Consider the following 22815-nt stretch of genomic DNA (forward strand, 5'->3'; position numbering starts at 1 on the left):
TTAAGTCGACACAATTGTACTTTCCCGATACGCCGCACCCAATCGTAAATTAAAACTCCCCAATCCAATCCTGGAAATATGAGCCAAGGAGATCGATTGGAGAATTTTCAAGGAAGGCCACTATAAAAAAATAAAAACCTGCTACCTCGAGGCAACAGGTAATATCAGTGTCATCTTAAAAGAATAACTTACGCTAAAACCAGCCAGTCTTTAATCTGACGCAACAACACCTCATTGATCCGAACATAACTTTCATGCGTCCAGCCTCCGATATGCGGGGTTAATACCACACGATTTGAATGGATCAGAAAATCAAACACCGCTTGCTGGGCTTCCGTTAACGTTTTTAATTTTTCATTTTCCAAAACATCCAGACAAGCACCGATAATTTTTCCGGATTTCAGACCTTCAACCACGGCATGAAGATTTGCCACTTTTCCTCTTGACAGATTCATCAGATAAAAAGGTTTTGCAAAACCTTCGATAAATTTCTCATCGATCAGATATTTCGTTTCATCTGTCAAAGGAACATGCAGACTAACGATATCGGCCTCGCGCATGATGTCTTCCAGAGACGCTTCCTGCGCAAACTGATCTCCATAATGGTCCCGATACTTATCATAAGCAAGCACTTTGCAGCCAAAACCGCTTAAACGTTTCGCCGTGGCGCCGCCATTATTTCCATAACCGATCAGTCCAACCGTTTTTGTCATCAGCTCCACGCCCCGGTTTCCTTCACGATCCCAAATGCCGTTCCGCACCTCTTTGTCAGCCTTTACAATATTGGCCAAAAGTCCCAGCAACATCCCGAGCATATGTTCTGCAACGGCGTCCCTGTTGCCTTCTCCTGCGTGAAAAACTTCAATACCAAGCTCTTTGGCTACATCCAGGTCAATAAGGTCCAGACCGGCTCCTGCACGGGCAATAAACCGCAGTTTTTTTGCATGCTGCATCACTACCCTGTCAACAAAGGTTTTACTGCGGATAAACAGTCCTTCATAGTCAGGAAGTGCATGGACAATATCTTCCCGACGGTACTCAGGATGATAAGCGAAGTCCCAGCCTTGCGCCTCTAACATGTTAAAAAGAGACGGATGCATGGAGTCTGCTATCAGGATTTTCATAGGAGCAAAGGAATTTTTGTAACTTGCCGATTGATTAGTTAACACAAAAGTAATCAGAAATACAGACAAGGGGTGCTAAAAAACGAATATTCGACAGCAATTTGGTAGTTAAAAGTAAATCTTACCAAGACAAAATTATTAATATCAGTACCTTGCGGAGTAATTTCATTAAATGAGAAATAACAATCAATACTATATCAAATAAATGAGTGAACTATCAGTTGATAAACCGTTAATAGGAATTTCGCTGGGCGATTACAACGGCATCGGGCCGGAGGTAATTTTGAAAGCATTGGAAGGAAATCAGTTAGCAAAATTGTGCACGCCCATCATATACGGTTCTCTTCGTGTATTGAACCAGTACCGGAATCTTTTAGAGATGAAAGACTGGACTTTGCATGGCATTCAACGTCCGGAGCAGGCCAATCCTAAATTAACCAATGTGATCACTTGCTGGCATGACCACCAGACAGAGATCCAGCCTGGTAAAATAACGCCGGAAGCCGGGCAGGCTTCTTTATCTTCGTTAAAACGCGCTGTTGAAGACCTTAAAGCCGGAAAAATCCAGGCCATGGTAACGGGGCCTATCAATAAAGACAATATCCAAAGCGCCGAATTTAAGTTTCCAGGCCACACAGAATATCTTGCCGAGGCATTTTCTGCGCAGGATGCCCTGATGTTTATGGTTTCCGGTGATTTGAGGGTTGGTGTACTTTCCGGACATATACCCGTTAATCAGATTGCAGCGCAGGTTACGCCAGAAAAACTTACGGCTAAAATTGAGCAGATGCTGCAATCGCTGAAAGGCGATTTCGGTATAAAAAAACCAAGACTGGCTGTGTTGGGACTTAACCCGCACGCAGGTGAAAACGGCTTGCTGGGAACCGAAGAAATTGATACGATCATTCCCGTTTTAAAGACTTTTAAGGAAAAAGGGAATCTGATTTTTGGCCCCTTCCCTGCCGACGGCTTTTTTGCGGCGGGGACTTACAAGCAATACGATGCCATACTGGCCATGTACCATGATCAGGGACTGATTCCTTTCAAGGCGCTGGCATTTAACGAGGGCGTGAATTTCACGGCCGGCCTTTCAGCGGTCAGAACGTCGCCGGATCATGGAACGGCCTATAACATTGCCGGAAAAAATCAGGCAGAACCGGGTTCTTTGCTGCAAGCGATTTATCTTGCCTGTGATGTTTCCAAATATCGTATCCAAAGCCAGGAGATTGACAAAAATGCCCTGATCACCAAGCCGCAGCAGTCAGAAAGCCAGCATCCGGCGAAATCAGGAAAACCAAGACATAATAATTGATAAAATGATTAAGTCAGTAGTTGTAAACCCACTATCCTTAATCCATCATTTTTAATCCCAATTAACAAGCCCATACATGCTTAGATCAATGACCGGCTACGGTGTAGCAAACATCGAATCCGAATCGATCAACGTAACAGTTGAAATTAAAACACTGAATTCCAAATTCTTAGACATATACTGTCGTGTTCCCAGAAACTATTCGGAGCGTGAAATTGAAATCCGTAATCTGGTAACGCAATCACTGGAACGGGGAAAAGTGGAAGTTTCGTTAACGGTTCAGCCTGTGGGTAAAGCCATTGCCACCACTGCCGTGAACCGTCCTTTAGTAAAAGCCTATTTCTCGGACTTGTCGGAAACGGCCAACGATCTGGGTTTCTCCGGCGATTCTACCGAGCTGCTTCGTATGGCTTTGCAACTGCCAAACGCTTACAACACGGAGTCGGTTAGTGAAACAAACCGTGAAAACGACTGGGCACAAATTAAAGAAGCTGTTCATGAAGCTTTGAGAAAATGTACCATTTTCCGTGAGCAGGAAGGTAAAATGACTGCCGACAAGTTTGTTGACTACATCGGAACGATTACCTCTCTTCTCGAAGGCGTGAAGGAACAGGATAAATTACGCATTCCGGCAGTTCGTGAGCGCCTCGAAAAGCAGGTGCGCGATTTGCTGTCTGACGATAATTTTGACCCGAACCGTTTTGAGCAGGAGCTGATCTATTACATTGAAAAATTTGATATTTCAGAAGAGAAAATCAGACTTGAAAATCACCTGAATTATTTCAAAGAAACCTTGCAGTCGCCTGAAAGCAATGGTAAAAAGCTTAATTTCATTGCGCAGGAAATCGGCCGTGAGATTAATACCATTGGTTCAAAAGCGAACGATTCCGGCATTCAGCGTCTGGTAGTACAGATGAAAGATGAGCTGGAAAAAATCAAGGAACAGACTATGAATATTATCTAAATGCATCAGGAGGAAAATCGTTTACCACTTTCCTTTTATGAAGCGTACGATACCCGTTCGCTCGCGCAAAAACTGCTTGGTTGCGAGCTCGTTCACAATAGTCCCGATGGCACCACCAGCGGGATTATTGTTGAAACGGAAGCCTATTTACAGGACGATCCAGCCTGCCATGCCTATCAAAAAAGGACAATAAGAACGGAACCCATGTATGGCGCTCCCGGCACCATTTATGTCTATCTAATCTATGGGATGTATCAATGCTTCAACGTCGTCAGTCGTGAAGAAGGCTGCGGAGAGGCGGTACTCGTCAGGGCATTGGAACCGAAAGAAGGAATGGAATTAATGGAAATACGCCGCCAGAACAGCAGGAAAGTTGGTTTACAAAAACCGGTTTCCCCAAGAGAATTATGTCGCGGCCCGGGAAAACTTGTCCTGGCGATGGGCATAGACCGCGCCATCCATAATGGGCTTTCCCTGACAGACAGCGACCTGTACCTCAAACCTTCGTTGCAAGATATACTTGAAGTTGATGTCTCCAAAAGAATAGGCATCACACAGGGCGCAGATCTGCTGTACCGTTATTCTATTAGAAATAATCCTTTTGTAAGTAAATGAAACAATTACAAAATTTCAGGATTAAATTTATTCTACAAAAAAGGCAAAAGAATGCGCTAGATATTGCTTTTTTCCTGATTGCATTTTCTATATTTGATCTTTATTCCCAAAAGCTCAGCGTTATATCATTCTGTAAATTACCTAATTTGGCCTAACCTAGTGTCCTGCCATACATGCTCAATTTATATATGGCTAAATTGTACAGATTTGGATTTGTAATTTTTACTTATTTTTTCCTCATTGGAATACGTACTGGCTTTGCTGAAAGTACCAGGAAGGATTCTGATTTTGACCAAACCACATACACGAAAAACTTCCCGGCAGACACCCTGCTTATTTACAAATATCACAAACTTGCCTCCTATTATCTTCATTACGACGCGGAAAGGTCATTCATCTATTCGAAGCAAATCTTACGGCTCGCACAAAAACATCAATGGCCCAAAGGAAAAATTATAGCTTATGATCTTTTGAGCAGTTATTACTCCATCGACGGGAGTTATGACATCCTCACCCAAGTATCCAACGAGGTATTAACCCTTTCAAAAAGAGCCGGAATGCCGCTCTACACCGCGAGTGCAAAGCGTTTTTTATCAGAAGCAAATTCTGAGCACAAGCAGTTTGAATTTGCCCAGGAAAATCTTCAAAGTGCCATTGAGATTTGTACCGCCTTGGGCCAGGACAGCCTGAAAGCGTTGTGCCTGGAAACACTTGGCAATGTTTACCGGGAAAAGCTCGAATACCGGGAAGCTTTGCGGTACTATGATAGTGCCTATGATGCCTATAAAAAATTGGGCTCTCAATGGGGAATGGCATCTACGCTTCAGTCAAGAGGTTATCTGTATGTCAGAAAGAGAGAACTTGATAAAGCTGAAAAATATATCAGCCAGGCGCTGGTGATGTTCAGAAAAATGAACAACCGTTATGGAATAGTCAACGCGCTTAATGACATCGGTAACGTATATTTTGAACAGAATAATTTTGACGGAGCGATAAAAGCCGAAAAAGAAGCCCTGGAACTTTCTAATTTGTATCATTCTTTGCAGCAAACAAACTGGGCGCTGATCTGCCTTCACAAAGCCTACAAGGCTAAAAAACAGCCTCAGCAAGCCATGTACTATCTCGAAAAAGTGGATTACAACCGCAGGACCAGAGACCGGGACAGGATCTCAATGGAGTATAGCATGTACAAACTGATGTATGAAAATCAGCAAATGGATTCTGAAATTCAACAGAAAATAATCGAAGAACAAAATATCATACAGCGCTTTCTGATCGGATTTTCATGCCTGATCGTAGGCTTTGCAGCCTTTCTATGGTTAAATAACAAAAAACTGCGTCAGAAAAATGCCGCCATCAAAGAAGCCCTTGTTCAGGGACAAACGATTGAACGGAAACGCGTAGCCGCTGAACTTCATGACCATTTGGGTGGGACACTCGCTTCCCTTAACTGGTATTTATACGGCATGGACAAAAAACTGCTGTCGGAAGAAGAACAAAAAATTTACAACAGCGTCCATCAGATGGTTGGCGCCGCTTACCGGGAAGTCCGGAGCTTATCGCATAACCTGATGCCGCCGGAACTGGAAGAGCACGGTCTCGTGATGGCATTGCAGCGGCTGGTCGGGAAGCTCAATGAAAACAATTCGATCCAGTTCGCATTAAACATAAACGGTCTGGATAAAAGGTTGGACAAAAAAGTGGAATTTGAATTGTACAGCATTGTGCTCGAACTTACCAACAATATCCTGAAACATTCCAAGGCCGATACCGCCAGTATTGCACTGGAAGAAGCCGGAAAAACCATCAGCCTTTCCATTGCTGATAACGGAGCGGGAATCAAAAATAAGTCGAATCATGGCGTTGGACTGGGCAATGTGAAAAACCGCGTGCAAAGTCTGAAAGGAAAAATAAATATTTCCAACGAAGAAAATCCCGGGACAAAAATAGATATCGAGATACCAAAAGTTGAGATTTACTGACTTTTGATCAAAGTATCAGTCTATAAAGTTCAGAAAAATAAAAAGCATATCTGCATCAATCAGAGCCGCTTGAACGTATCGTTAAACAAATAAATCCCCACGCTGTAAACTGTATTGCTATCCGCTGCGTTAGCTTTAAGGGTGAAACAATAAACCGATCTAATGAATATTTCCGAAAAAGTGCATGAGTTTGTCACAATACTTGCACAGACCATTTCCAATCAAACTTTCGTCAGCTTATCTCTTGGTAACTACAAAGGCTCCGAAGAAAATCTCAAAAATCTTTACGCCAAGAGGATATTAATCAAAAAAGAAGAAAAACTCAGCTTTACTTACCGCTACAAAACCCGCGACATCGTTAAAAATTTCTCCATTGACGAAGGAATCGTCCTGATCGGAAAGTTTCTCACCAACGGTTTTCACGTTTCGACACTTTTTTCAACCGAATTTGATCTCTTGTTCGAAATTCAGAATCATGATAAAGTGATACTGAAAAAGAAAGCAGCCACTGCCAAGGCAGCGCCATCGCTCGACCACGACAAAAATAAAAAAAGGCTGATCAGCGCTCAGAATAAAAGTTATTTGACGGATTTAAACATCACGGATCAGGAAGGCAATGTTTTTAAAAGCGCGCAGGACAAATACAAACAGATTAACCATTACATTGAGATATTAAGCTCGCTGATCAAGGAAATTCCGACGGAAGGCAAGCTTAAAGTGGTTGATATGGGCTCAGGAAAAGGTTATCTGACCTTCGCTTTGTATGATTATTTACAAAATGTGTTAAACCTGAAACCAGAAGTAACAGGCGTGGAATTCCGTGAAGACCTCGTGACACTTTGTAATAAAATTGCCGGTGACGCCTCTTTCGCTAACCTGAATTTCGTAGAAGGGACGATCGAATCCTATGAAAGCGCGGGAACGGATATACTCATCGCACTGCACGCCTGTGATACGGCGACTGACGATGCCATTTTTAAAGGGATCAAAGCAGGCGCGGAGCTCATCGTGGTTGCTCCTTGCTGCCATAAACAGATTCGCCGGGAAATAGAAAAACATAAAGCCCATAACGACGTCGACTTCCTGACCAAATATGGCATTTTCCTCGAACGTCAGGCTGAAATGGTGACGGATGGAATACGGGCTATGATTCTTGAATATTCAGGTTATAAAACCAAGGTTTTTGAGTTTATCTCCGATGCACATACCCCAAAAAATGTCATGATTGTGGGGATTAAAAATCATAAAACACCTGCCGACAAAGATCAGATCCTGAAAAAGATTCAGGATGCCAAGGCTTATTTTGGGATTGAACACCATCATCTGGAAAGAATATTGGGCATTTAAAAGGTGCTGCGGGCATTTGTATTAACCCATGAATAAAAGCTTGTTAGACAAATTCCTCCACAGAAAAAACAATTTCCTCCGGCTTTCCATAGCGATAAAAAGGTCAAATAAGACCATTTCCTAAACATGCTGCTTATATTTGCAGCTTTTTGCAAAAAAACTATTGACTAAAATATGTGGAATAAATTAGCAACTTACATTATCCGCTACCGGCGTTGGTGGGTTGCATTAGTATTGGTCTCTACGGTCCTGATGGCCTACGAGGCAAGCAAGATTGAGCTCTCCTACCAGTTTGCACGTATTCTTCCTGCTAATGACCCTGTTGAAAAAGAATATCAGGACTTCCGGAAACTTTTCGGAGAAGATGGCAGTGTAATGGTCATCGGATGGCAGGATCCGGGGCTTTTTGAAGTGAACAAGTTTCAGGACTGGTGTAAGTTATCGCAGCAGATCAAGAATACAAAAGGGATTAAAAATGTGTTGTCGCTCGCAAACCTGCAAAAAATGGTCCGCAACGACAGTCTTTCCAGATTTGATTTTGCACCCATTATCAAGGATATTCCTACAACCCAGCCAGAGGTTGACAGTCTTAAAAAAGAAATCCTCAACCTGCCCATTTATGAAGGACTGGTGCTGAACTCCAAAACGAATGCGACCCTTATCGTTATTACTTTCAACGACAAGGAGCTGAATTCCAAGCGCCGCCTTACCATCGTCAGTGACATCGAAGCGATGGCTGAGGAATTTGCGGTTAAATATAAAACCGACCTGCATTATTCCGGAATGCCATATATCCGAACGGTTAACATGAAAAAGATATCCGGTGAAATGGAGCTTTTCATGGGACTGGCCGTTTTTGTCACACTGCTGATCCTTTGGGCATTTTTCCGCTCGTTCAGACTTACTTTGCTTTCCATCATTGTGGTGCTGATCGGCGTAGTTTTCTCAGTCGGATTTTTGCAGCTCTTTGGCTATAAAATTACCGCACTCACGGGACTTATTCCTCCCCTGCTTATCGTCATCGGGGTTCCTAACTGTGTGTTTTTCATCAATAAATACCAGGGCGAGCTTAAAGCAAACCGGAATAAAAACGACGCTATTCTCGAAATGGTGAGGCAAATTGGCTTATCAACTTTCCTTGCCAACATTACAACAGCCATCGGTTTCGGGGTGTTTTACTTTACCAATAGCTCATTGCTGGTAGAATTTGGTATTGTGGCAGCCATCAGCGTCATGGTTACGTATGTGCTTTGCCTCTTGCTGCTGCCTATTACACTGTATTACATGGACATACCTAAGCCTCGCCACCTCAAACATTTGGACGGTAAATGGGCTCATGGTTTCCTTAAAAAGGTTGATTATCTGGTGCATCACCGCAGAAAGGAAATATATATCGCGATGGTTGTCCTGATTGTCGTTTCCGCTTTCGGTATGACAAAAATCAAAGCCATTGGTTATGTGGTGGATGATTTACCGAAAAACGACCCGGTTTATACCGATTTGCGCTTTCTGGAAAAGAACTTCAATGGCGTTTTGCCATTTGAAGTCATGATCGATACAAAAGAGAAAAATGGTGTCTTTGGTGATCAGGCACAGGTTTTATATAAAATCAAAGCTTTGCAAAACGAGCTGGGTAAGTATAAAGAATTTTCCAAACCTGTTTCCGTTGTTGAAGCTTCACGCTTTTTGTATCAGTCATACCGGGGTGGTGATGCAAAATATTATGCACTGCCGGGCGTACTGGAGTTATCCAAACTGACCAACTATGTTCAGGGGCAGCAGGGTGCTTCCAAGCAAATCAACTCATTCCTGAACGAAGACAAAAGCGTAACACGGGTTAGCTACCAAATGGCTGATGTTGGTTCAGAGCGTATTAAAGTGCTGATGAATCAAATCCGACCGAAAGTTGATTCGATCTTCAGTCCATCCAAATACAAAGTGAGCCTCACCGGCCACAGTCTGGTATTTTTGAAAAGCAACGATTACCTTTTGGGTAATTTGTATGAAAGTCTGCTGATTGCGATTGTGCTGATTGCGATCGTTGGTATGGTGCTTTTCAGGTCAATCCCGATCATCCTGTTATCAAAATTGCCTTGCCTGATTCCACTTGCCTTAACAGCCGGGATCATGGGATATTTCGGTATTTATTTCAAACCAACCACCATCCTGATTTTCAGTATCACCTTTGGTATCGCCTCAGATGGCACGGTTTATTTCCTTACCAGGTATCGTCAGGAAATTTATGAAAAAGGACTGAACGCTTCGAAAGCCGTAACGAATTCAATTTTTGGAACAGGATTGAGCATGATTTATACGGCTGTAATTCTTTTCTGCGGCTTTTCAATTTTCGCGGCATCAAGTTTCGGCGGAACGGCTGCGATGGGTGTGATGGTTTCCATTACTTTGCTCGTTGCCATGTGTACCAACCTGATTTTGTTACCTGCCCTGCTTCTGACCATTTCGAAATGGCAGAAAAAAGGAGAAAAACCGTCCTGATTTTAGCTTGTTTTGTTTAGTAAACACTCCTATAACCTAAGACGAATGAAGAAGACCCTGCTTTCAATTGCACTGCTGACCTTTGGGACGACGGCTGTAACTTATGCCCAATCGGACTATCAGGCCGATTCCATATTTATTCGTAAGATTTTCGATACCGCATTAAGTGACGGAAAATCCTACGAATGGCTGCGCGACCTGACCCAGAAAGTTGGGCCAAGACTGAGCGGTTCGGCAGGCGCTGCCAAGGCTGTGACCTACACCCGCGACGTGATGGCTGCTGAAAAGTTTGATAACGTCTTTTTGCAAAATGTGCTGGTGCCGCACTGGGTACGCGGTTCGAAAGAAAAGGCTTATATCATTTCAGGAAAACAAAAAATAAATGTGCCTGTTGCAGCCCTTGGAGGCTCAGTTGCTACGCCAAAAGGCGGGACCAAAGCAAAAGTTATCGAAGTAAAAAGCTTCCAGGAATTACGTGCGCTCGGCGCCGAAAAGGTAAAGGGGAAAATTGTTTTCTTCAACCGCCCGCTGGATCCGACCAAGCTGAATACCTTCGTATCTTACGGAGGTGCCGTAGAACAGCGCGGATCAGGTGCCAGCGAAGCATCAAAACTAGGTGCTGTTGGCGCGATCGTCCGTTCCATGACCACCAGACTGGATGACATCCCCCACACGGGCAGCATGCGTTATGCGAGCGGCGCACCGATTATCCCGGCGGCGGCCATCAGTACCAATGCTGCAGAGCTGCTTAGCAAACTACTCAAAGAAAATCCTGATACCGAAATTTATTTCGAACAATATTGTGAAACCCTCCCCGACGCGCCTTCTCACAATGTGATTGGCGAATTAAAAGGATCGCAAACCCCGGCTCAATATATCGTTGCCGGTGGACATTTGGACTCATGGGATTTCGGGCAGGGTGCACATGACGACGGGTCGGGCTGTGTGCAGTCGATTGAGGCCGTTCGTCTTTTGAAAGATTTGGGCTACAAACCCAAAAATACATTGCGTGCCGTGATGTATATGAATGAAGAAAACGGTTTGAAAGGCGGCGTTGCGTACGCAGATTCTGCCAAATCAAAAAATGAAAAACATCTGGCCGCAATTGAATCAGACCGTGGCGGATTTACGCCGCTTGGCTTTGGTATTGTGGCAACGCCCACGCAAAAGGCAAAAATCGTGTCGTGGAGCAAATTGTTTGCTCCTTACGGATTACATGAAATCGGACCCGGCGGTGGCGGCGCAGACATCGGCCCACTTGCCCAGCAAGGGACTGTTTTGTTAGGTCTTATTCCCGATTCACAGCGTTATTTCGATTATCACCACGCTGCTAACGACACTTTTGACAAAGTAAGCAAACGCGAACTGGAACTAGGTGGTGCTGCTATGGCGGCTATGATGTATTTGCTGGATAAATATGGTGTTGAATAAAATTTAAACACTATCCTATAAAACAGTGGCGGCCGGAATCAATTGATTCCGGCCGCCACTGTTTTATATCTCCACTTACTCCTGTGTCGCTTTTATTTTGTCAAACGATACATCCATCCAGTCTTCCGGAATCTCGTCCAGGTCTTCTTTCAGCTTCTGCGCCCAAAGCTCGGAGATTTTTTCCATATCCTTCATCTCATACCGATGCTCAACAATGGCGAAGCTGTCCTTTTTATAAAGCACCACGTCAATCGGAAAATCAACGTCGTTATTGCTCACGCGCGTCGAGTCAAAAGACAAAAATCCGGCCTTTAAAGCCTGTTTCATCGAAGAATCCTCTTCCAATACACGGTTCAAAATGGCTTTCCCCTGCCCCGAATTACCGATAATTACATAGGGTGAACCTTCGTCCAATTCAACCCAGTTGCCCTCAGAATATAACAGAAAAAGCTTATGCTCGGCATCATCCTTCAACTGGCCTCCAACGATGGTGTTGAGGTTAAATTTAAGACCAGCCCTTTCCAGCGCATCTTTATCTTCCACCGCCACTCTTTTAACCTGCTCGCCAAAGGCATTGACTGCTTTATACAATTTATTATAAACCACACCTTCCTCAATCAGTTCCTCAAAATAATGCACCGCTTTATCCCGCACAGAACGCAGGCCGCTTGTCATAATGAAAAGCGAATAATTGTCCTTCTGAGCGATGTACATTTTCTTTTTTGTCGTCGTACTGGTTCCGGCTGTGATACGTGTATCGGCAAGAGCCACCAATCCTTCTTTTACCTTAATCCCTAAGCAATAAGTCATAATTCAGTTCCAACTTTAAGTAATGGAAGGCTCTACAAGCAAAAAACTTCCTCCCATTTCGCAATTAAATCAATTCCGGACAAAAATACCAAATCCAAAAGGCTACTTTAAGCTTTATCGGATAATGTAGTTGTTTAAACTTATTTGAGATAAGTCAACATACGTTACACAAATTGTCTAGTAAGACCGTTTTGCCGTCTGCAATCGGGCAAAAATTCCTCAATCCCACAAAATCCCGGAGGGAAGGAATGATTGTAGCAAGTAAATGTCAGGCCGTTCCATCAAAACCCGTCGGGGCAGCCGATTCGTTGTAATTAGCCGCGGAATAAGAATATTTGGCGGTGTTGTAAATTTGATTTCTGAAACGATTATGTCACCCTTTCAGGGCATGGCCTGAATGTTTGCCCGCATTTTCTACAATAATAGCACCCCTTTGGGGTTATCTATAAGTTTAAACAACTTCAATTAATATAACCTGTACATTTAGTCTTTCTCACAGCCTTTTGTACATTTATGCGAGGAATCCTGGTAAGCGTTGTTTATTTACTCAAACCCCATCACCAAACAAAAGCACTTCCATGTCCAATGAACAGTTGATCACAAGTTTTTACAGCAGTTTCAAAAAAAAGGATTACCAGGGTATGCAGCATTGTTATGCCGACAATGCGGTATTTAATGATGAAGTATTTAAAAATCTGAACGGGCAGGAAGTAAAAGCCATGTGGGAAATGCTTTGCAAGAACGGGAAGGGCCTGAAACTGACATTTGGTAATGTCTCGGAAACAGCAACCGGTGCAAAGGCGGAATGGACGGCCTGCTACCTGTTTTCCCGTACCGGCAAGATGGTTGTCAACAATGTAAAGGCAAAATTTGAGATAGAGAATGGCAAAATTATTTGTCATACCGATACTTTTGATTTTTATGTATGGGCAAAACAGGCATTTGGATTAACCGGATTTCTACTGGGCTGGACACCCTATTTCAAAAATAAAGTACAGAAAACGGCACGTGAAAATCTTGCTGCTTTTATGGCAAAAAAACAATAACCACTACGCAATCTTAATTACTATTTCCAATTAATTACTTTCAAAAAAATGAGAAAAGCAATTTTACTGTCTTCTATGCTATGCATAGCCGGACTTTCTGCCCATGCACAAACGTTCAGGGGGTTGGACAAAAGCCCGATGGATATGGCCTATTACCCGGACAACTTCGCGCATGATCGCAAAGGCGACGAAAAAGCATTGATCAAAGTTACTTACAGCCGCCCTGCTAAAAACAACCGTGAAGTGATGGGCAAACTTGTCCCTTTCGGTAAGGTATGGCGAATGGGCGCGGACGAATCACCTGAAATTAAATTTTATCAGGATGCCACTTTCGGCGGAAAAAAAGTGAAGGCTGGCAGTTATTCACTATTCGCGATTGCCGGAGCAACCGAGTGGACCGTCATCCTGAACAAGGACGTCGATTTCTGGGGAGCTTATAAATACAAAGAAGAAAATGATGTATTGAGAGTGAAAGTTCCTGCTAAAAAAACAGACACAACCCTTGAAAATTTCTCCCTGCAGTTTGCCAAAGATGGCAATGGAGCGGTGATGAATTTCGGGTGGGAAAATACCGTCGTTTCCGTACCGATCACTTTCTAATGTAAAAACCGGTGCCGGAAAGATAATTCCGGCACGGACTTTTTTAATTCAAAGCATTACTCCATAGCCGCCTTCATTTCCCAAACGTTCAGGTTTTTGAAAGTTGTGGCCACGTCGGTTGAGAATAATTCATAGGTCACCTTATCAGAAACGGGAAAAACGAGCTCTGTTAAAACCTGCTTCCCTTCATTGGCGAACACTTCCACACTGTTGTGATCGACGAGGATCCTGATCGCTATGTCACTTACATCATCGGACAGCGGCACAGATTCAACGCTTGGGAATTTCGGGCTAAAACTTACATTTCCGCTTTTTGTCCGGTCTATTTTCAAAGTGTTATCAATTTTGTTATAATAAACAAGCGTCTGATATTCACCATGTTTCAGCAACTTGATACCTGCCTGTTCGGCAGCGCTTCGCTTGATCACAAACGAAATATCCAGCGCTTTCCCTCCTACTGAATTCAATAATTTACTTCCCGTGACGGCTACCGAATTTTGCGTAGCCAGAATATTTCCGCGGTAATTGCTCACTTCCTTCACAGGAAAAGAACGCAGCCGGTATTCACCCTTTTCATTTTTATACAGTGATAACTCGCGAGGTACCGACATCTGTCCCCGAAAACCCTTTGTTGGCGTTGCCGCCGCATATTCCCAGCTATTTTCCCACCCAATCATAATCTTCCGCTGGTCATTATCAGGAAGGTTATTGAAAATGATGCCGGCATAAAAATCCTTTCCATAGTCAATGTACAAAGGATAGGACAACGGATCGGCGGTAAAGGTTTTACCATCGAAATGCCCGACAAAATACTGCATCCCAAAATTCCCCTTTTGCTGCGGATGGCCGCCTGAAAGCGTAACAACCCATTTTCTTGTCCCGTTCTCGTTTTCCACCGGTAGTTCAAACACATCCGGACACTCCCAAATTTTACTTTTATCTCCAAGTTTATCCCCAAACTCGCTCAGAAGGCTCCACTTTTTGAGATCCGGAGATGCGTAAAACTGAAGGCGGTGATCCAGCGGCTGTGCTACGATCATAATCCAGCGTTTTGACTCTTCGTGCCAGAAAACTTTCGGATCACGAAAATCGGTCGTATGCAGATCAATCAACGGATTGTGCTCATACCGGGTAAACGACTTTCCGTCAATACTATACGCCATACTTTGGCTTTGAGAAATGCCCCTTCCCGCACTATCAATATGTGCCGTATAAATGGCCACCAACGGAATTTTTCCCGCCTTTTTCGCCAAACCGGAAGTATTGTTTTTATCTGCGACGGCCGTTCCGCTGAAAAACATGGTGCTTGTACCATCGCCGTTGGGATAATCCTGCAAAGCAACAGGCTCATGTTCCCACTTCATCATGTCCTGGCTTGTGGCATGCCCCCAGGACATATGTCCCCAGGTATCTCCCTCGGGGTTATACTGATAGAAAATATGATATTTACCGTCATAAAAAACCAGTCCGTTAGGATCGTTTGTCCAGTTTTGAGGTGGAGAAAAGTGATAAACAGGCCTGTAAGTCATCGCTTCCGTCGAATCGTGAGACTGGGCATTGACATCTGCTATCCCTGCGACCGGATATAAAACCGAAGCAAGTGTTATCGTCAGAATTGATTTTATTATTTTCATATACAAGCTATTCAGTTAAGCAGGGTAATAAATTTTATGTTATTTAATCAATTTTTCAATGATTTCTAAAACGATTAAATAACAGTGCCCGAAAACTATGAAACGGGATAAATAAGCCGGTCATATCCGTTTGTCCGGAATTCTTTATTAAGATTCTTTTATACCAGACAGTAGTTCAAAAATATCCCGGCCCATTTTCAATCTAAAAAGGCCGAAAGCAGGTATATACAACAAGAACCAAACAACATGATTTGAAAAAGTCATCCGTCACCATGAAATTTCGTATCGTATTTCTGCTTTTTATAAGTTCCTGCATTGCCTGTATGCGCGATGAGCAAGCGCTCACCCCGCCCATCAACAACAATCCCGATACAAAAAAAGGACTGACCTATCTGGCATTGGGAGATTCTTACACCATTGGACAAAGCGTTTCGGAAGACCAAAGATGGCCTGTGCTTTTTGCACGGAGTATGACCAGTAATGGTACAATCGTAGCCAATCCCGATATCATTGCCAAAACCGGATGGACAACCGCTAATTTATTGAACAATGTCAGTTCCGTAAATACGGCAAAGCCCTATGACCTGGTTTCTTTGTTGATCGGTGTTAATAATCAGTATCAGGGACTGAGTCTTGAACAATACCGAACTGAATTTCGCGCGCTGTTAGCGAAAAGCATTCATTATGCCGGCGGCCGCTCCAACCACGTTTTTGTGTTATCCATACCCGACTGGGGCGCTACGCCTGCCGGCTCAGGGGCGCGGGAGGTTATCAGCAGGGAAATTGACCGGTTTAATGCTGTGGCAAAAGAAGAATGTCTAAAAGAGAAAATTCTTTTTATTGATATCACCCCTATTTCCCGAAAAGCACTGAACGATATCACGTTAGTGGCTGATGATCACCTGCATTACTCCGGAAAAATGCACCAGTTATGGGTTGATGAAGCCATTCCCTATGTAAAGCAATTGTTGTGAGTCGTCAATGCTTTGCAAAATACGCGCACTTACCTGTCAACCGATAACATTTAGATTAACATTTCGCGAAGTATTAAAAAAAATACTGGGTAAATGGTTTAAGGCTTTAACTTTGGAGTGAGTAAAGGAAAGCTAGCAAGACCAACATATATGGAAGGTGCATTTTTATTAGAAGTAAGCCGCAGGATCAAGGAAAAAAGGATTGACAAAAAACTTACTTTGCAGGAACTGGCTGACAAATCAAACGTTAGTAAAGGACTTATTTCCCAGATCGAGAATGGGCGCAGTATTCCCTCGCTCCCGGTGATGTTCAGCATTATCCAGTCCCTGGAAATGGAGGTTGGCGATTTTTTCAAAGACCTGAACCTGGTTGAACCGACGATTATCGTTCAGAAAAAAGAAAATTACGAGCCCTTTGAAAAGGAAAATACAAAGGGCTTCACGTATCAGCGAATATTCACAAAAAGTCTTCAGGCGACGACAATCGACTTCGTTCTGCTTGAACTGATGCCGAATTCGCATCGGGAGGAAGTTTATACTGAGGCTTTTGAGTTCAAATATATCCTAAGCGGGGAGGTTGATTATCTGATCAACGGCGATGTGTATAGCCTGAGCGCCGGCGACTCCCTTTTCTTCGACGGCAGATTGCCGCACGTGCCTAAAAACAGGAGTAATGCCAGCTGCCACATGCTGATCGTGTATTTCTTCAACCAGAAATAAAGACGTCCGATTTTTATAAAACCCGCTTACAGATCGGATGAAATCTGTAAGCGGGTTTCATGTTTACATCTGATGTTGTTCACGCAATATCCTCAGTCACCAGAAATTCGAGGATTCCGGGCTGGATTTCAATAGTTACTTCCACCGGTTTTTCTATTTTTACAATTTCATCATCTGCGTGCAAATCCTTTCCTTCCCAGAAAACCTGAATTTTCTTCGCTTTCAGCGTTGTAAATGAATAAGTATCCTCCTTGCCATTAATGCGGTTTAACAGAAACGCTTCAAACTTTTTCTGATGGCTTTCAGGAATCAGTACCACCTCAAATTCCCCGTCACCGGGGTCTCCTGAATTGGATAGTCCCAGATTCGGCCCTATGGAAGTCGTGTTCATCACTTCAACCAGAATGTATTTTCCCGTATGATCTACCTCATCCGCTACAATCGTGCACTGCCGTGCTTTATAAGACATGACCACATCAAGCAAAACAGCCCGGGCGGTTCTGATTTTTTCGTCACGATTTTCAATCAGCCCCTCTTCCATCTTTTTCATAACCTTCATCAGTTTTGGAAAGATCCCAAAACCAAAACCTTCCAGGAAAAATAGCTCATCTGATAATCCCCAAACCTTGCCAAGGTCAAACTTCTTTGGTGTTGCTTTATGCCACGACCGGATGATGTTACTGATATCTCCTGAGATATTCAGCGTAGCCGCCACATTATTTGCGGTACCATGTGGCAGCAACGCGATCGGGAACTGTTTATCCAATAACCTCCTCTTCACCAGTGCCTTGGCTACACGCCGGACCGTTCCGTCCCCCCCGGCTATGATCAAAAAGTCTGTCTCATCGTCAAATTCTTCCCAGCTATCCTTTTTTATAGACGAATAAATGCACTCAAAACCTTCTGCCCCGATCAGCTTCATCAGTTCCTTTTTTGAAAAATCCTTTTCTCCGGCATGCGGATTATGTAATAACTGGGCTCTTTTCATCGCATAGATTTTAGTTACAGCAGCACTAATAAAAATATACCAGGCATCATTTTTTTAAGAATAAAAGAAAAAATGATCCGCCTATGAGAATCCTGGTAACAAATGACGACGGAATATATAGTCCCGGAATTGCAGCCCTGGCAAAAATAGCATCCCGTTTCGGGGAAGTCAGGATTGTGGCGCCGGATGTGGAACAATCCTCTATGGGCCACGCAATTACAGCCTCCCGACCGCTTTCCTACAAAAAATCCCCCATCACATTTGAGGGTATCGATGCCTATCGGGTGAACGGTACACCTGCCGACTGCGTGGCGTTGGGCCAGCATCTGTGGGAAAAAACCGATGTGGTGCTGTCCGGCATCAATATGGGACCAAACCTGGGGAATGCGATGTGGCATTCGGGGACTTTGGCGGCGGCCAAACAGGCCGTGTTGTTTGGTATGAAGGGAATCGCGCTGAGCACGCCGGTTGGAGATGCGGAACCGGATTTTGATCTGCTTGATCCTTTCGTTGAAAAGGCTTTGGATATATTACTGAAAAACCCGGATCTGAACCTGATTAATGTCAATTTCCCGAAAAACCCGAAAGGTGTAAGATGGACACGACAATCGGTAAGATTGTATGATAATCAAATCGTACCCGCACTGGATCCGATGGGACGAAAAAGCTACTGGTTCACCGTCATACCGCTCGAAGCAGCCGAAGAAGGCTCCGACCGCTGGGCCATCGAAAATGATTTTGTATCGATTACACCCTTAAGGCTTGATCTGACAAACGAGGCAGAACTGGTCAAGGCCCAACTGAAATACCCGATTTCATAGGTTAAGAAAACACGTTTTCTTTCTACTATTAAATTGTTAATAAGACAATTATAGCTATAAAAACCTGCACTTTCAGACAATCTGATCAGTGCAGGTTTTTTATTTGTCCAGACGATTGATTTTGTATCCGCAAAAGACTTGTGAAAAAAATAAGGGGTAGAAATGCCGTTTCGGCGTCTTACACCAAAGAAGATCATTATACCCCAACCCTTAAAAACTAGTAATTCCATTTAATTCACATCATGGACAAAACCAAAACCGGTAATTACCGCTGGGTAATTTGCGCCCTGCTTTTCTTTGCAACAACCATTAACTACGTTGACAGACAAATACTTGGCTACCTTAAACCAACGCTTGAAGTAGAGTTCAACTGGACCGAAACCGACTACGCCAATATCGTCATGGTATTCGCTGCGTGTTATGCGTTCGGGTACGTTATCTTTGGAAATTTCATAGACCGGATCGGATCTAAACTTGGTTACTCCGTCTCAATCATTATCTGGAGTGTGGCAGCTGTTGCCCATGCCTTCGTAAAAAGTACTTTTGGATTTGGCGCCGCACGGGCGGTTTTAGGTCTGGGTGAAGCCGGGAACTTTCCTGCTGCCGTAAAAGCCGTAGCCGAGTGGTTTCCAAAAAAAGAACGTGCATTGGCCACCGGAATATTTAACTCCGGTACGAGTATCGGGGCCGTGGTTGCCCCCATCCTGGTACCCTGGCTTTTGGGCGCCTATGGCTGGCAGCAGGCTTTTATAATTACTGGTGCGCTTGGCTTTGTCTGGCTCATTTTCTGGTGGTTTTTTTATGAAATCCCTTCTAAACAAAAGAGATTGTCTGCTGAGGAATATGAATTTATCCATAGCGACAACGAAGTCGTTGAAGATGAAACCGCTAAACCGATTAAATGGGCTGCACTTCTAAAAATCAAGCAAACCTGGGTTTTCATCATTGGAAAGTTCCTTACCGATCCAATCTGGTGGTTCTTCCTTTTCTGGCTGCCTTCCTATTTTTCAACAACATTTGCACTTGATCTGAAAAAGCCAAGCATCCATCTGGTGGTTATTTATACGGCTACAACCTTTGGCAGTATTGGTGGCGGCTATTTATCGTCTTATTTAATCAGAAAAGGCTGGACACCTTTCAAGGCAAGAAAAACTTCCCTGCTGATTGCCGCCATCGTCGTAATGCCGATTGTGCTGGCGAAATATGCAACCGATATCTGGACTGCCGTTGCCATTATCAGCGTTGCCGCCGCCGCGCACCAGGCATGGAGTTCCAATATTTTCACTGTGGTTTCAGACCTTTTCCCAAAACGTGCCGTTAGCTCGGTCGTTGGGATAGGTGGATTTGTCGGTTCTATGGGTTCTACCCTCTTCCCATTGGTCGTTGGGTCATTGCTGGACTATTACAAAGCAGCAGGCAACATCGGTGCGGGATACAACATTTTGTTTATTATTTGTGGCTGCACTTATCTGATAGCCTGGTTGTGCATACATTTGCTGACAAAAAATCTGAAGCCGGTAGAAGATTTGTTGAAAGACTGATTTGCATACTATTCGTAAAAAATAAACGTATTAGTTCAGGCAGATTATTTTCGGGAATCTGCCGGTGCCATTAACCTGTATAATATTAAAAATGAAAAAGTTACGTTACCCCGTTCTGTTGTTGGCTCTGGCCGGAACCATGTTCTATTGCAAGTCAAACAAGCAGCGTGGAACACAGTTATCTGCAACAACGGCGCAAGTTTCAAAAGACTCAGAAAAACCGGATTTCAGTAAATCTCCTTTCCTTTCGGCAGAAGAATCTCTGAAAAAAATCCAGATCGAAGACGGTTTTGAAGTTAAACTTGTTGCTTCTGAACCTTTGATCAGCACGCCGGTTGCTTTTTCTTTCGATGCCAAAGGGCGGATGTGGGTGATTGAAATGACGGGGTATATGCCCGACACGGTTGGAACGGGCGAAGATATACCGAACGGAAAAATTGTGATCCTGGAAGATAAAAACAAAGACGGCGTTATGGACGACCGCAAGGTTTTTCTGGATTCACTCGTGTTGCCACGTGCCTTATGTCTGATTGAAAACGGAGTATTGATCGGAGAGCCTACGAATTTATGGTTTTACGAAATCAAAAATGACAAACCGGTCAGCAAAACACTTGTTGATGGGGCCTATACGGAGGGTGGCAATGTGGAACACCAGCCGAACGGATTGCTTCGTGCCATGGACAACTGGATTTATAATGCCAAATCCAGCAAACGTTACCGTAAACAGGGAGACAAATGGCTGATTGAACAAACGCATTTCCGCGGACAATGGGGAATTTCACAGGATAACTACGGGAGACTTTATTATAACAACAACTCGCAGAATTTGCTAAGTGATTTTTTCACTCCGGGCCTTGGCGCGACCAACAAAAACCAGCGCAGCATTGCAGGTTTTAATGAAAAATCAGTCGCTAACAACCACGTATATCCGATACGCCCGACACCGGGGATCAACCGTGCCTATATGAAAGGTGTGGTGGACTCCAGTCTTCGTCTGGTGGATTTTACTGCTGCCTGCGGCCCTATCGTCTATCGCGGCGACCTATTCGGTAAAGCTTATGAATCCAATGCGTTTGTGGCCGAACCGTCTGCCAATTTGATCAAACGTAATATTCTTAATGACAAAGGCTATGTCGTAAAAGGTGAGCAGGCTTACAAGGATAAGGAATTTCTGGCCAGTACGGATGAGCGGTTTCGTCCCGTAAGCTTGTACAATGCCCCGGATGGTGCGATGTACATTGTTGATATGTACCGCGGTATTATTCAGCACAAAACGTATCTGACGCCTTATTTGAAAGGTGAGATCGGTAAAAGAAACCTGACGCAGCCACTTTCTGCCGGACGTATTTATAAAGTTGTACCAAAAAATTCTAATCCAAAGGCTCCGGCACTTGCAACGGACGCGCACGGACTGGTAAAATTGTTAAGCAACAACAACGGATGGATCCGTGATTATGCCCAGCAAAAGCTGATTGACGGTAAAATGACTCAGGTAATCCCTGCTTTGGAAGCTGCTTCAAAACAAACTACGAACGTATTGCTGGCCATTCACGCCTTGTGGACACTGGAAGGACTTCATGCATTAAAAACCGATGATGTACTGACGCTGTTAAAACAAACATCATGGCCGGTAAGAATGGAAGCTTTGTCCGTTTTACCTTCCGTGATCAGCAAAGATACTTACAAACAATATGCATCTGCGTTAAATCAACTGGTGGTGCAAAACGATACACTGGCGGCTCCGTACGTGGCATTTTTAGCCAGTCATATTGAGCCTTTTGACAAATCTGCTGCCAACGGGCTTTTGTTGGATCTTTCGAAAAAATACCCTAAAAACCGCTACGTAACGGACGCTGTTATCAGCAATCTGCAAGACCGTGAAGAAACTTTCAAACATGAATTGACTGCTTCACTGCCGGACACAACCCTTGTCATTCAGAAACAACTAAACCGTGCGATTGCCCAGGCGGCCAATACCCGCGGGAACCGTGATCCCCAGATGTTGTTAAAAGAATATCCAAAAGGTGCGGCACTGTTTAATTCCATTTGTCAGACTTGTCACGGACCTGATGGCAACGGGGTGAAATCATTGGGGCCGCCTCTAAACCAATCGGAATGGGTGACTGGTAGCAAAGGAAAACTTATCTCCATTGTTCTTTTCGGTTTGACAGGTCCTGTAAAAGTTAATGGCCATGTTTACAAAACACCGGAAGTGAGTGGCGATATGCCGGGTATTGGTTACGACAAAGACATGCCGAGCGAGGACGTGGCAGAGTTACTGAGCTTTATTCGTAAATCATGGCGGAATAACGGCGATAAAATCACAACAGCAGAAGTCGCTGCAACCAGACAAAAATTAAACAATCGTCAGAAAGCATTTACCGTTGAAGAGTTAGACGGGATGTAATCA

General features: G+C 43.8%; 18 protein-coding genes. 14 read left to right on the top strand and 4 right to left on the bottom strand.

From position 1 onward, the window contains the following. Window positions 1-188 precede the first annotated feature (188 nt). Window positions 189-1124: an NAD(P)-dependent oxidoreductase gene (locus tag RB622_RS24040; RefSeq protein ID WP_308049275.1), complete on the bottom strand. Its 936-nt coding sequence runs from the start codon at window positions 1122-1124 to the stop codon at window positions 189-191. 205 nt (window positions 1125-1329) lie between these two features. On the opposite strand from RB622_RS24040, the gene pdxA reads away from it, so the two are divergent. From pdxA to RB622_RS24075, 7 genes are all read left to right on the top strand, one after another. Continuing rightward, the gene (gene pdxA, locus RB622_RS24045) at window positions 1330-2436 is read left to right on the top strand and encodes a 4-hydroxythreonine-4-phosphate dehydrogenase PdxA (RefSeq protein ID WP_308049276.1); all 1107 of its coding nucleotides are present in this window, start codon (window positions 1330-1332) and stop codon (window positions 2434-2436) included. Window positions 2437-2512: 76 nt separating this feature from the next. Continuing rightward, on the top strand, window positions 2513-3400 hold the full coding sequence (locus RB622_RS24050) for a YicC/YloC family endoribonuclease (RefSeq protein WP_308049278.1): 888 nt from the start codon (window positions 2513-2515) through the stop codon (window positions 3398-3400). Next, complete coding sequence (locus RB622_RS24055) at window positions 3401-4015, top strand: DNA-3-methyladenine glycosylase (RefSeq protein WP_308049279.1); 615 nt, start codon at window positions 3401-3403, stop codon at window positions 4013-4015. It abuts the gene before it with no gap. A gap of 188 nt (window positions 4016-4203) precedes the next feature. After that, window positions 4204-5997, top strand: coding sequence for a sensor histidine kinase (locus RB622_RS24060; protein ID WP_308049281.1), 1794 nt, complete (start codon window positions 4204-4206; stop codon window positions 5995-5997). Window positions 5998-6159: 162 nt separating this feature from the next. Further along, the gene (locus tag RB622_RS24065) at window positions 6160-7344 is read left to right on the top strand and encodes an SAM-dependent methyltransferase (RefSeq protein ID WP_308049282.1); all 1185 of its coding nucleotides are present in this window, start codon (window positions 6160-6162) and stop codon (window positions 7342-7344) included. Window positions 7345-7518: 174 nt separating this feature from the next. Next, complete coding sequence (locus RB622_RS24070) at window positions 7519-9840, top strand: MMPL family transporter (RefSeq protein WP_308049283.1); 2322 nt, start codon at window positions 7519-7521, stop codon at window positions 9838-9840. A gap of 45 nt (window positions 9841-9885) precedes the next feature. Continuing rightward, on the top strand, window positions 9886-11271 hold the full coding sequence (locus tag RB622_RS24075; RefSeq protein WP_308049284.1) for a M28 family peptidase: 1386 nt from the start codon (window positions 9886-9888) through the stop codon (window positions 11269-11271). Between the two features lie 75 nt (window positions 11272-11346). Here RB622_RS24075 and RB622_RS24080 read toward each other — a convergent pair whose 3' ends face one another. Next, window positions 11347-12081, bottom strand: a complete 735-nt coding sequence (locus RB622_RS24080; protein WP_308049286.1) for a peptidase — start codon at window positions 12079-12081, stop codon at window positions 11347-11349. Window positions 12082-12659: 578 nt separating this feature from the next. Between RB622_RS24080 and RB622_RS24085 the strand changes: the two genes are divergently transcribed. Next, on the top strand, window positions 12660-13127 hold the full coding sequence (locus RB622_RS24085) for a nuclear transport factor 2 family protein (RefSeq protein WP_308049287.1): 468 nt from the start codon (window positions 12660-12662) through the stop codon (window positions 13125-13127). A 48-nt stretch (window positions 13128-13175) separates the two neighbouring features. After that, on the top strand, window positions 13176-13727 hold the full coding sequence (locus RB622_RS24090; RefSeq protein ID WP_308049288.1) for a DUF2911 domain-containing protein: 552 nt from the start codon (window positions 13176-13178) through the stop codon (window positions 13725-13727). 56 nt (window positions 13728-13783) lie between these two features. Here the strand turns inward: RB622_RS24090 and RB622_RS24095 are convergent, their stop codons facing one another. Continuing rightward, window positions 13784-15361: a glycoside hydrolase family 32 protein gene (locus RB622_RS24095; RefSeq protein WP_308049289.1), complete on the bottom strand. Its 1578-nt coding sequence runs from the start codon at window positions 15359-15361 to the stop codon at window positions 13784-13786. A gap of 251 nt (window positions 15362-15612) precedes the next feature. On the opposite strand from RB622_RS24095, the gene RB622_RS24100 reads away from it, so the two are divergent. Together RB622_RS24100 and RB622_RS24105 are read left to right on the top strand one after the other, a co-directional pair. Further along, window positions 15613-16335, top strand: a complete 723-nt coding sequence (locus RB622_RS24100; protein ID WP_308049290.1) for an SGNH/GDSL hydrolase family protein — start codon at window positions 15613-15615, stop codon at window positions 16333-16335. A gap of 150 nt (window positions 16336-16485) precedes the next feature. Beyond that, window positions 16486-17055 carry an XRE family transcriptional regulator gene (locus RB622_RS24105; protein ID WP_308049291.1) on the top strand — a complete coding sequence of 190 codons (570 nt, stop codon included), beginning with the start codon at window positions 16486-16488 and terminating at the stop codon, window positions 17053-17055. A 79-nt stretch (window positions 17056-17134) separates the two neighbouring features. Here RB622_RS24105 and RB622_RS24110 read toward each other — a convergent pair whose 3' ends face one another. Further along, window positions 17135-18043, bottom strand: coding sequence for a diacylglycerol kinase family protein (locus RB622_RS24110; RefSeq protein ID WP_308049292.1), 909 nt, complete (start codon window positions 18041-18043; stop codon window positions 17135-17137). A gap of 83 nt (window positions 18044-18126) precedes the next feature. Between RB622_RS24110 and surE the strand changes: the two genes are divergently transcribed. From surE to RB622_RS24125, 3 genes are all read left to right on the top strand, one after another. After that, window positions 18127-18864 (top strand): 5'/3'-nucleotidase SurE, encoded by a 738-nt coding sequence (gene surE / locus RB622_RS24115; RefSeq protein WP_308049293.1) that lies wholly within the window; start codon window positions 18127-18129, stop codon window positions 18862-18864. A gap of 242 nt (window positions 18865-19106) precedes the next feature. Next, on the top strand, window positions 19107-20405 hold the full coding sequence (locus RB622_RS24120) for an MFS transporter (protein ID WP_308049294.1): 1299 nt from the start codon (window positions 19107-19109) through the stop codon (window positions 20403-20405). 91 nt (window positions 20406-20496) lie between these two features. Further along, window positions 20497-22812: a c-type cytochrome gene (locus RB622_RS24125; RefSeq protein WP_308049295.1), complete on the top strand. Its 2316-nt coding sequence runs from the start codon at window positions 20497-20499 to the stop codon at window positions 22810-22812. Window positions 22813-22815: the final 3 nt, after the last annotated feature.

The organism is Dyadobacter sp. LHD-138 (assembly GCF_030929615.1).
Classification (GTDB): Bacteria; Bacteroidota; Bacteroidia; order Cytophagales; family Spirosomataceae; genus Dyadobacter.